Here is an 11,494-nt window from a genome sequence, read left to right on the forward strand (position 1 = left end):
ACAAATTCAGATTTTTGTCTTGTGTCGTTCGATTTCCACACCAACCGCAGTCGGGCCGAGTTCGAGTTTGTCGACACGCACAATGACCCTTTGAACTCTGGGATAAGCAAGGATAAGTGCTGCAATACGTTCTGCCAATGTTTCAACCAGTTCGACGTGACCAAGTGAAACGAGATTCTTGATACCATCAAGGATAAGGTCATAAGAAAAGATATGCCGCATATCTTCCGGATTGGAAGACAAGCGCTCTACATCTGCCTTGACATTGAAACGGACCTTTTGCTTATGCCCGTATTCGCGTTTATAGGCTCCGATTTCTATCGGTAGAATAAAATCCTCAACGATAATACGATCGGTTCCAAGTCCGCTATTTTCAACAATATGGTCTTGCTCGCTATCGACCGGCAAAAGCGCACGCACCAATGAATTGGTGGCACTATCGCCGAACTGTCCGGATTTGACCGGATGTTTGACAATAAATCCCAACCAATCAGGCGAATAAGGCAATAAACGCGGAATATCGGGTGCTTCGATCATACCGAGAACGCCCGCTTGCAGATTGGAGGCACGGGCTTTCGCCATGAAATTCCCGATATTCTCCACTTTTATCTGACTTAAAATCGTTTGTTCAACCTTTTTCGGTTGCAGCAAAATTCCACAAAAACCCAATGCCGCAATAATGGAAACAAGCGAATTATCTGGTGAATTTTCAGCCTCGATCAATGCAACAAGCGGGTATCCATCGCACCGGCTTGCAAGCGCTTTTACAAAAGCCGGAAGTTCTTCCGGGGGGGCGCAACCACAATCCGCTTGGCACCGCATTTTTCCATCAATTTGGAAGTCAATATGTTTGGATCAGAAGCGCGCAACCAGATTTGCGGCGAATATCCGTTCATGTTCGTGATTGCCGAACATAGCTTTTGCATTTTTTGCAATGAGCCGGATAACAAAACGACATCTGCGCGGACGCTATAAGCAATCCGCGCATCATCCTGATCTTCAAGTGCGACTAATAATTTAGTCATCACATTTTCCGATCATCAAACCCGAATTAAAACTTGGGGCGAATATTTTTCAAACCGTTATTCACCTTGAACAATTCGTCAAAAACGGCTTGTGCTCCACCTTCAATAGTGGAATTCGGTCTGAAATTGCCGTTTTCGTCGATATATTGGGTATATTGAGGAATTGGCAAAGTTTCCAGAATCGGTACCATTCTTACCGCGTTGACCATCAAACGGGCTGTTTCAACAGCTCTTAATCCGCCCGAAATACCGCCATAGCTCATGAATGACACGGCCTTATAGCTCCATTCATTGGAGAGATAGGTTACCGCATTGACAAAAGATGACGGAGGCAAATGGTCATATTCGGGCATAACGAAAATATAGCAATCGCCTTTTGAAATGAGTTTGCTCCATTCTTTCGTATGCGCATGTTCGTATTGATGGAGCCGCGGATGTTTCGGTTCATCAAACAGTGGCAAGTTGATTGTTGCCAGATCAATCAATTCAACGTCGAAATTTGAATGACTATCAGCGTATGAACAGAGCCAGTCCCCCAATTTCCTACCTACCCTACCAGCGCGCGTAGGTGTGACAATGATCTGTAAACGTGGTTTCATCTTTCTTTCCCTTCAACCGAGAAATATTTTGTATCCAAAATTTTTTCTCACTTACGCGAGCGTTTAAAACAAACACTCTATTATCTTCATGCAGTAAAATTACTGTTCTTGCGTTTTAACTGGCGAGATAAGTACTTTCGCTATATTACGCCTCTCCATTTCAACAACCTTGAAATTAAACCCCTCGGCATTAAAACTCTCTCCAGTTGTTGGCAAATGCCCGAAATGCCATAACATAAAACCGGCAAGAGTGGTATAACGATCATTCTCGTCCACCAGATCTTTATCAAGAAATCCGCTTAAACGGCGAATATCCGCATATCCCTCAACCATAAAGCTACCATCTTTCAGATGTTCTGCAATAACCGGTTCGTCATCTTCATCAGGAAAATCACCGGCAATAGCTTCCAATATATCGGTTGGCGTGGCAACCCCTTCAAACGAGCCGTGCTCATCGACAACAATAGCAAGTTGTATCGGCGAACGCCGCAATTTTTCCATTAAACGCAACACACTGGTGTTTTCATGAACAACCAGTGGCTGGCGCATTGCCTTTTGCCAATCGATATTTTTTCCCTCGGCAAGATCGAGAAGCAGGTCTTTTGTCAGCGCAACCCCGACAAATTCGTCCACCTTTTCACGCGCAAGGACAAGACGGCTATGCTTGAATTGTTCAAGCTCGGTGCGCATTTCATCTTCGTTGGCATCAAGATCCAGCCATTCTATCTCGTTGCGGGGAGACATAATCGAACGGACAGGCCGGTCGGCGAGATCAAGAACACCCCGAATCATCTGTTTTTCTTCCGGGCGGAAGATTTCAGAGGCCGCCGCCTGCTCGGCAATCAAATCTGCTGTTTCGCCTAAATTACCTTCTTTCTTTCCACCGCCCAACAGTCTGAGCACTGCACCGGCTGTGCGCTCACGCAGGTCGTTTGTGGAAATCAGTTTCTCGCGATTGTGACGGCCAATCTGGTTGAATGCTTCGATAAGCACGGAAAAACCGATCGCCGCATAGAGGTAACCTTTCGGGATATGAAAGCCGAATCCTTCAACAATAAGGCTGAAACCGATCATCATCAAAAAACCGAGGCAAAGAATGACAACCGTCGGATGGCGGTTGACAAACACCATCAAAGGTCCCGAACCCCACATCATGACGCCCATAGCGATAATGACGGCAAGATACATAACCATCATCTGGTCTTTCGGGATCATACCTGTCGCGGTAATGATACTATCGAGCGAGAACACAGCATCAAGCACGACAATCTGCACAATGACCTGCCAGAATACAGCATGAACAACAGTAGAAGAGTCTTCATGCACCTCGCCTTCGAGCCTTTCGTGCAGTTCAAGCGTTCCTTTGGCAAGAAGAAAAGCGCCGCCAACAATCAAAATCAGGCTGTGCCAACTGAAAGAGAAGTTTCCGACCGAAAACAGGGGTTGATCGAGTGTCATAACCCAGCCCATTGCAGTCAGAAGAATAAGCCGCATGACCAACGCACAGCTCAACCCTGTCAAACGGGCGCGATTTCTTACTTTAGGGGGAAGTTTCGTCGCCAAAATTGCGATGAACACAAGATTGTCGATGCCCAGAACAATTTCCAGAAAAATAAGTGTTACAAGACCCATCCACGCATGGGGATTTGCTATCCATTCCATGATTCATTAAATCCGAGAAAAGCGCCAAAAGCCGAAAAACAATCGAGGAAAAACGATATAGTTCATATCAATCCCCGAAAACGTTTTTTGAAAAACGACAAACACGAAACATCCTGCTGGATAAAACAAAAAGCATCTCGTCGTTGAAGACTGAAATTTTCAGCTTCAAAGCCAAAACACTCTGCTTAAACTGTAAAAAAATACCCCGAAACGGCCTACACCGCTCGATACTACAGGAAGGGTCTTCTGAATTTTGGTCGGGCATTACGCTCGATCGTCCTCTCTCTACCGGTAACAGACTATGTCACACGCATTGACTGATTGTTATATAATGAGGCCTTTTTATATGAAGATCAAGATGTTTTCTCAATCGTCGGAATGAGCCGATCAACAAAGAATGAAAAGACAGAAAAAATAAAAATTTTCTATGGACATCATTCCTGAGGAACGCTATAGAACCGCTATCGTTCAATAACGATACCGTGTGGGTGATTAGCTCAGTTGGTAGAGCAGCTGACTCTTAATCAGCGGGTCACAGGTTCGATCCCTGTATCACCCACCATTTAAATCTCTGATTTATAAGTGTTTTTCAAGACCAGAAAATTTACCGGTAGCAAAGTTTGACACTTTTTTAAGAAGGGTAGACATTTTTTGTTTTCCTTCTGTTCACTTCCTTGTCAAAAACTTTAACAACATTCTCTAATTCCCGACTTCCAATCCCCTAAGGCATCTCTTCCGCTCCGACTTTTGTCGAAAAATCAGAACGGAACGGCAGTGAAAGGTAGGCAGAGCGGAACTGATCCGGTCTACGGTATCTGCGTTATCAAAGTACAAGCCATCTTTGATAAAAAACGGCAGTTTTCGACGTTAGCTTTTATCGGGAACGTCTACCACTGGTGAAAATCAGGACGGAAGAACATCTCTGTCAAAGAAGGTATATACAGAACCTTGAATTTTACTGAAAAGTTTGCCAAGTCCGATGTCGGTGGCAGATAAATCAACATCGAAATCAAAGGTCGTGAAAACACTGGCAATCAAAAGAACAAGGAACAAGACAATCGTTTCAATGCCCTCATGAGCCGGACATTTAACGGATGAAGAACACGTACCTTACCTTCCTCAAACCTCCTCGACTTCTCGCATTGTACGCAGGCCGAAGCGACCGTGACCTCACCAATCACCGTCAAGAAAAGCGTCAGACCGGCATGGGGTTCAAGCTGGTGCCGCTGGCAACGCTTAAAAAAAAGGCTTTATTCCGGAAACAGGTGACATCCTCGCTATCGCTCAAGGTTTGACGCAAACTCCCCGCCCCGCGCTTTGTGAAAAAAGACAATAACATTTCATCCGGTTTATGGGCAAGGCGTAGGCGCAAGAGCTAAAAAATAGCAAAGCAGCAATACGCGCAAAATGCGGCTGATTGCCTTAAACAGCCAGTGCGACATCAGCAAGAATGTCAAACATAAAACCAAAACCGGATGGTATGAATGTCGCGTTGCGGTTTAAAAGATCGTTTGACAATAAAAAAGATAAACAATAGGGCGCGATGTTTAGCGTAGCAGAAAGTACGATAAAAGTGTGCTGCTTGTCGCAAGCGCGCAAAAGCGCAACAGACTGTATAAACCGGCAACCTTGCCTTTCTATTTGAAACATGCACATTTGTCGGCTATTGCGCCTTGATAATGACATTGGTTTCAGCCTTTCGATAATTGTTTTTTGCGCTTCAGGCCGAAAACTTCCGGCAAAATTCTTATGACAATAACCGTTGCAATAATAAAAAGAACCATGATGAAGCCATAGAAATAATCCCAACCGATAACGGGGATAAGCATGGATGAACCGATCATAAAAACAGTTCCCACCAAACGGCTTAACCCCAGAAGGGTGGCATAGTCTGTTGCCGGCTGATTGCCTTGAGCCCATCCGAGCAGTGATGTGCACATGATAACAAATAGCCCGCTTGATGCCGCCGACATTGCGGTGATGCTGACGAGTGCGAGATGGGGAAAACCATTGAGGCCGATAATCAATCCGCTTAATGTAAAAAGCCCGTAGAAAAGGCAGATGACCAACGCCTGGCCATTGCCAAGACGATTTAAAAGCGGCACAGCAATGGTGGAAGCACCAAGCCCGACTAATGGACCGAAAATGCCTACCGTCGTGCCTATTGTATCAAGCGATATGCCAACATCGACGAGCACAATCCTTCCCATGCCCATCATGCTTGAAAACACACAACTCAGTAAGCTTAGTGCAAAGAGACGACGCAAATTGCGTGGTCGCGCAAACGTTTTGGTAAAAGATGGCATGGTGAATTTTCCGGTCAGTTTTGCGTTGTCAGATTTTGTACAAAAACAGATCGGCACAGAAGCGATAATGGTAAATACCGCAACCAGTTGAAACATAACCGTCCAGCCTAACCGGTCGGAAAGCGCCATGAGGATGCCGCCGCCGACGACAAGCCCGATAAGATAAGTCCCCGCTTTAATTGCTCCGGCAACCGGCCGGTGTTTTTCGGGTACCGATTCACTTGCCAAAGCATCTAGTGCGAGATCCATGGTTGCGGTAGCCAAAGCAACAATGATACCGAGTGTCAAAAGCAAAAGCGGCTCGGAATCGTGCAGATAAGAGGTGACGAACAATACAATCACAGTGACAATCTGGGCGCAAAGAATCCAGCTTATTTTCGGCATATGGCGGTTGGGTGCAAACGCATCAATCATCGGAGACCATAAAAAGGTCAGTCCAAAGGGAATAAATAAGACAAATAACCAGCCCAATTGCCCCATCTCAAGCCCTTTGGAGCGCAAAAGCGGTGGCAATGTGCCGCTAATCAAACCGAACAAAATACCAAAAGAACAATATAAAGCCGCAAGCGCGAAGAGAAAGAGTGCCGGAAAGCGTTCACCTTCTATGAGGCTTATAGGTGCAACCAAGCGTTCATTTGCAAGTTCAGCCGTTTCATGATGCATCGGATTTACCTTTCTCCTTGGCTTTGCTTGAAGCAAGACAATGTTATTTCGTGGTTATTTGGAGTTTTATTCATCATTGCGGCGAGATTTGTCGTCGAACCACTTAACCGATAAAGGACACTGATTTTCATTGCTTGAGAGTGACGATGAAAAAAGCGGCGCGGGTCTTTCAACCCGTCACCACGCGTTTTTCGTTAAAAGCGGAAGCTTGTTCCAAAGCCGATTGTTCTTCCAAGTCCGGCCTTCACAACCTGTATGTCGCGCGTATAGAAGCTCCCGAAAGCTTCATATCTTTTGTCTAAAAGATTATTAGCAAACGCGTAGATTTCGACCTTGTCGTTTTTCCAACCCAAACGCGCATTGACGATACCGTACGATTCAAGATCAAACGAGTTGCGCACATCACTTGGACGCTTATCGGTATATTGATAAACGGCCGAGGCGTAGATGTCGCCGTTATCAATGCCGATACGTTCGGCAGATGCAAAATATTCCAAACCGATGTTTCCCGTCCATTGTGGGACATTGGGCACGTAGTTTCCCGACTTTGCGTTCAGCAGATTGTTCTCGTCGAGATCTTTCAATTTCGCTTCTGTGTAGCCGACACCACCAATTAATGTGATTTCATCAGTAATAAGCGTTCGCCCCTCGACCTCGAAGCCATAGGACTTATAATCAAGCGCGACAATTTCATATTCAAACAAAGCCGCATTATAGGATATCTGGTGTCCTTTCGAGACATCATTATAGAAAACAGAAGCGTTGAGCGTCGCCCGCCCGTCAAGCAGGCTTGACTTGACACCGCCTTCATAAGTCCAGCTTGTCGATGTGGGAAATTGTGCTTCCTGTTTGCCGAACGGATTATTGACGCTATGCCAAGGGTATCCCCCGCCACGGCACCACGACCAACGGTTACATAGGTCATCAGATCTTGGCTCCAGTCATAAGTCAAACCGGTTCGGCCGGTCACAAATGTATCTTTGAATGACGAATCCTGACTGAAAGCAGCGACCGTTCCACGTGCGCCATTGCCAATAAAGCCGTAATCGACGCTTTTTTCCTCATGCGTTACACGCAAACCCGCCAAGCCCTTCAGATCACCCACTATCGGCACTGTCATTTCACCAAAAGCCGCATAGCTGTCGGTAGTCAGGTCACCCGTTTGCAAACCGCTGAATGCCGGCGGATTTTGGGTTTTCGACCCATCTTGCAAAGCATAATATTCCGACCGGTAGTAGTTGACACCAGTGGTCCATTTGACCTCCGCCTCGTCAAGCGAAGACAGCCTGATCTCCTGCAAATAGGACGTTTCTTTCTGAAACCCCCCACCAACATTTTGATCTCGCCGATTGGTCATAGAAGGCGGAAACCCCATATATGCCCCATAGATCAACATATCCTGATTATCCTGGGTTGTGTCGATATTGAGCTTGTGAATAGCCGATATTGTGGTGAGACGGAATGCATCGAAATTATGTTCAAGCCGGAATGTCCCGCCATTATTTTCCCGTTTGAAATCATCACGCGGATTAAGGCCGCTGCATGGATAGCAATAAGCCTGCTTGAGCACCGTTGTCGGCTGCTTGTCATTATTGCTTTCATAGTCGTAGGTGAACTGGGCAGTGGTGTCCTGATCCGGTTGATAAAGAAGGGTGCCGCGCGCTGCACCGACCTGCGTCTGTCCGTCTTCACCACCGATTGACTTATTGGCAATATCGCCGCCACGATTGGAATATTGCAACGCCATGCGCGAAGTTAACACATTGTCGATAAGGACTGTGTTTGCAATAAGTTCTCCAAGTCCCCAGTCTTTGGTGCCAACCTCACCGCGCACCGAATATTCATTATTGAATACCGGTTTTTTGGTAATAAAATTTATAGCGCCTCCTTGGGAATTACGGCCGTAAAGCGTACCCTGCGGCCCACGTAAAATCTCGACCCGTTCAAGATCGAGTGTTGACGGTGGCAGCCCGTATGCGGACATCGGCACTTCATCAATATTGAGTGACACAGAAGAATCATCTGCCGATAGCGGCGAGATCGAGCCGACGCCACGGATCATCATACTGTTGGTGTAGAAACCGCCCATATCCACATAACTGATATTGGGACTTTGCCGCGCAATGTCGGCATTGGATGCAGATGAGGGGATGTTGCGCACCTTGTCACCTTCTATAACGGCAACCGAAATCGGTACTTTTTGCATATCTTCCGAGATGCGACGTGCATTGATAATCACCGGCGACAATACAACACCGACATTGGCGGGTGATGTTTGCTGTTCGGCATGAACAGGAATGGTTCCAACGTGCAGAACAATTGATGCAATGCCGACTCCCAAAGCCGACGGTGTCTTCATATGCTTTAACATTTCGTGCCTCTCGCTGATTACCCCGATTTTTCCGTAGCCTCCCACTGACCGAGACTAAACGAATGTTCAATATGTTAAACAATCGTTTAGTTACTAATGTAGATAAAACTTGTCAAGTTATTTCTTGATTGTGTTTTGCCGCCCGAAATCATGGTTTTTTGTTGCTTTGGCCTTCATATTTTTTAAAATGAAGTCGTTTAATGAGACCGCAGGAAACCTAAAAATGAACAAGCTGTGCTTTTCTCGAACTTGTTAATTCCGGGGACTTGACGCCTATGACCAAAGAATTGAAACACCAATATTCGGCAGTCGACGCCCGCGACCGGATTATCGACGCAGCACTTCAAGTGTTTGCCGATGTCGGCTATGCCGGTGCCAGCATGCGCACTATAGCGGAAAAAGCCGGTGTTTCGGCGGCCCTCATCCACCATCACTTTAAAGATAAGGAAACGCTTTGGAAAATTGTGAACAAGCGTATATCGCTTGAATTTCATGAATATGTTTCAAAGGGCACTGAAATGGAGGATCCGACAAGCTCTTTCGAGCGGCTGATGCGCAATTTCCAGCAATATTGGTTACATCATCCCTTGTCCCTGCGCTTGCAGCTTTGGCGTATGCTCGAAGCCTCGATTGAGGAACGCCAGTCGCGCTCTTCATTTTTGAATGAATATTTTGTCCCGAAAATCAGGCAGGCACAGAAAGCGGGGGTGGTGCGTGATGATATTCCGGCCGGATTGGCCATGCTGACTTTCGGCGGTTTGATGTTGTTTAGTCTTCTTAATCGTTTGGAATTGGACCACGCGGTCTCACTGGATAGTGACCATCCTTTGGACGATGATGAACTTTTTACCTATCTTATCAGCCTCATTGCAACAACTGGCAAAACCGGTAAATAGCCCCTGTATAAAGCCGGAAATCTTTCTGCCAACTATAGCAACGATGTTATGACAAGGCTTGTTTCAACTGACAACGGTATTTCGGAAGCTTTTGTCAAAACGCTTAAACGCGATTATATCAAAATAGCCAATTTGCCGGATGCCAAACCAGCTCTTCGGCAGATTAATGGCGGGATCGAGGATTATAATGAAATCCATCCACATTCCGCGCTTGATATGAACTTTCCAAGGATGTTCAGAAGGTCACTAAATCAATAGATCATGTGTCCGCTCAAACGGGGGCAGTACATCATTTGATCTATAACCAATTATATTATATAATAATCTTCTATTCATGAAGAATATTGTATTTTAGGTGTATTAAGACATGACGGCTTAAGTTGCCTTCAATTTATGGAGTACAGTAATGATTAATTCTGTATTTAATAATGGCCGTATGTCAGGTTCAGAAACGGCTTTACATTTGCTGAAGTCCAACGAGACCAATCAATTCAATAGCGACACTAAGGGTTCTAGAGGTATATCACCGACCGTTGCCGCTTCTGGCAACACTCCTCTTTCTGCGTCTTCATCTGATGCAATATCCAGAATTCAAGAACTTATCGCAGGCAAAATCGATGTTAATGCGGTTCAGACTGGTTCTGTTTATCATGATACCATGACAAGCATTGCTGAAGCTTTAAGGAATGGATCGTCTGTTTCTGCGGATGGAACAATTACAGCAAATCCCAACATGAGCGATGATGAATTGAAGGAATTATTCACTCAAGTTATGAAAAGCCATATTGCTCAAGGTAAAATTAATGAGTCCGGGTTAGTCGAAGCTATCCAATCCGGTAAATTTGAAATTGTCCTTGAAGGCGACATGACTGGTAACCCGATATTTAAACAAGGTCGTTTTAAAGTTGTCGGGGATGGATATGGCTTTATCAGTGATAAAGCTTGGAGATCAGAGGCTGATAATGAGGCAATCAATGCTTTTCATGCTTCTGGTAAACGCGTCATTGAATCTGGAATTGGACCAATGCGCTTCGGGATTATTTTTTAAATAATCTATTCTGACCTAACATATTATCAGAGCGAAATACGAAAAACTACCTATCGCTTTTGGTGCATTAACTGCTGTTTGTGCTTTTTCCGGTGCTTCTCAAGCTGCGCAGCTAACTATTTATCATTATAATGGAACTGGCGAAAGCGTTAGCATTACTGATGGCATTAATTGCAATGGCGGGTCGTGCTCCGGTTCATATTCACTTGCAGCTTTGGCGTATGCTCGAAGCCGCGATTGAGGAACGCCAGTCGCGCTCTTCATTTTTGAACGAATATTTCGTCCCGAAAATCAGGAAGGCGCAGAAAGCGGGGGTGGTGCGCGATGATATTCCGGCCGGATTGGCTATGCTGACTTTCGGTGGTTTGATGTTGTTTTGTCTTCTTAATCGTTTGGAATTGGACCATGCAGTTTCACTGGATAGTAACCATCCTTTGGACGATCATGAACTTTTTACCTATCTTATCAGCCTCATTGCAACAACTGGCAAAACCGGTAAAGAGCCGTTGTAAAAAGCCGGAAACCCCTGTTGCCCTCTTTACCGGAAACGATGTTATGACAAGGCTTGTTTCAACCGGGAACGGTATTTCAACAAAGCCGGTTTCAGAAGTCACCTGCTTATCATTCGGTCAGGCGGAGCCGCCGAAAAACCATGTTGTACTGTTGAAGCCCGCGATTGGAATATCGGGGGTTTCGACAATAAAAATTGCTGATTGTCGTTGAAGCTCCAATTGCCGTTGCCGTTCCAATTGTCATTGAAGCTATTGTCGCCGACCAAAGAGACGCGTTTTTTGAAGAACCATCCCCATAGAAAAGCCGATTGGAGAAAACAATGTCCGGCAAAAAACCGCCCCTGCCCTATAGTCGACAGTTTTTCACTTCCAATAAAGAAGAATGCCGGAACTCCAATCAAACAACAATTCG

General features: G+C 45.5%; 10 protein-coding genes, 1 tRNA gene and 2 pseudogenes. 6 read left to right on the forward strand and 7 right to left on the reverse strand.

Annotated features, from left to right (window positions below):
• Positions 1–6: 6 nt before the first annotated feature.
• From BBC0122_RS07530 to BBC0122_RS07540, 4 genes are all read right to left on the reverse strand, one after another.
• Positions 7–822: a dihydroneopterin aldolase gene (locus BBC0122_RS07530; RefSeq protein WP_077992628.1), complete on the reverse strand. Its 816-nt coding sequence runs from the start codon at positions 820–822 to the stop codon at positions 7–9.
• On the reverse strand, positions 765–1,025 hold the full coding sequence (locus tag BBC0122_RS12790) for a hypothetical protein (RefSeq protein WP_149866651.1): 261 nt from the start codon (positions 1,023–1,025) through the stop codon (positions 765–767). The genes BBC0122_RS07530 and BBC0122_RS12790 overlap by 58 nt, the downstream gene beginning before the upstream one ends.
• Positions 1,026–1,051: 26 nt before the next feature.
• A complete protein-coding gene (locus BBC0122_RS07535) occupies positions 1,052–1,624 on the reverse strand; it encodes an NADPH-dependent FMN reductase (RefSeq protein WP_077992630.1) in 573 nt (190 codons plus the stop codon).
• A gap of 99 nt (positions 1,625–1,723) precedes the next feature.
• A complete protein-coding gene (locus tag BBC0122_RS07540) occupies positions 1,724–3,286 on the reverse strand; it encodes a TerC family protein (protein ID WP_077992632.1) in 1,563 nt (520 codons plus the stop codon).
• A 486-nt stretch (positions 3,287–3,772) separates the two neighbouring features.
• On the opposite strand from BBC0122_RS07540, the gene BBC0122_RS07545 reads away from it, so the two are divergent.
• Positions 3,773–3,848, forward strand: a tRNA-Lys gene (locus BBC0122_RS07545).
• Positions 3,849–4,380: 532 nt separating this feature from the next.
• Complete coding sequence (locus BBC0122_RS07550; protein WP_077992634.1) at positions 4,381–4,581, forward strand: hypothetical protein; 201 nt, start codon at positions 4,381–4,383, stop codon at positions 4,579–4,581.
• Positions 4,582–4,977: 396 nt separating this feature from the next.
• Here BBC0122_RS07550 and BBC0122_RS07560 read toward each other — a convergent pair whose 3' ends face one another.
• From BBC0122_RS07560 to BBC0122_RS13275, 3 genes and pseudogenes are all read right to left on the reverse strand, one after another.
• Positions 4,978–6,255: an MFS transporter gene (locus tag BBC0122_RS07560; RefSeq protein ID WP_077992638.1), complete on the reverse strand. Its 1,278-nt coding sequence runs from the start codon at positions 6,253–6,255 to the stop codon at positions 4,978–4,980.
• A 194-nt stretch (positions 6,256–6,449) separates the two neighbouring features.
• Entirely contained in the window at positions 6,450–7,196 is a 747-nt protein-coding gene (locus BBC0122_RS13270) for a TonB-dependent receptor domain-containing protein (RefSeq protein WP_149866652.1), read from the reverse strand.
• 8 nt (positions 7,197–7,204) lie between these two features.
• Positions 7,205–8,626, reverse strand: a pseudogene (locus BBC0122_RS13275) (TonB-dependent receptor); the annotation flags it as partial.
• 275 nt (positions 8,627–8,901) lie between these two features.
• On the opposite strand from BBC0122_RS13275, the gene BBC0122_RS07570 reads away from it, so the two are divergent.
• From BBC0122_RS07570 to BBC0122_RS07585, 4 genes and pseudogenes are all read left to right on the forward strand, one after another.
• Positions 8,902–9,522, forward strand: coding sequence for a TetR/AcrR family transcriptional regulator (locus tag BBC0122_RS07570; protein ID WP_077992642.1), 621 nt, complete (start codon positions 8,902–8,904; stop codon positions 9,520–9,522).
• Between the two features lie 72 nt (positions 9,523–9,594).
• Positions 9,595–9,780: pseudogene (locus BBC0122_RS07575) on the forward strand (integrase core domain-containing protein); the annotation flags it as partial.
• A 148-nt stretch (positions 9,781–9,928) separates the two neighbouring features.
• Positions 9,929–10,570: a hypothetical protein gene (locus BBC0122_RS07580; RefSeq protein WP_077992646.1), complete on the forward strand. Its 642-nt coding sequence runs from the start codon at positions 9,929–9,931 to the stop codon at positions 10,568–10,570.
• A gap of 161 nt (positions 10,571–10,731) precedes the next feature.
• Positions 10,732–11,082 (forward strand): hypothetical protein, encoded by a 351-nt coding sequence (locus BBC0122_RS07585; RefSeq protein WP_077992648.1) that lies wholly within the window; start codon positions 10,732–10,734, stop codon positions 11,080–11,082.
• Positions 11,083–11,494: the final 412 nt, after the last annotated feature.

The sequence above is a fragment of the Ditibartonella choladocola genome, assembly GCF_002007565.1.
GTDB classification, from domain to species: Bacteria; Pseudomonadota; Alphaproteobacteria; order Rhizobiales; family Rhizobiaceae; genus Bartonella; species Bartonella choladocola.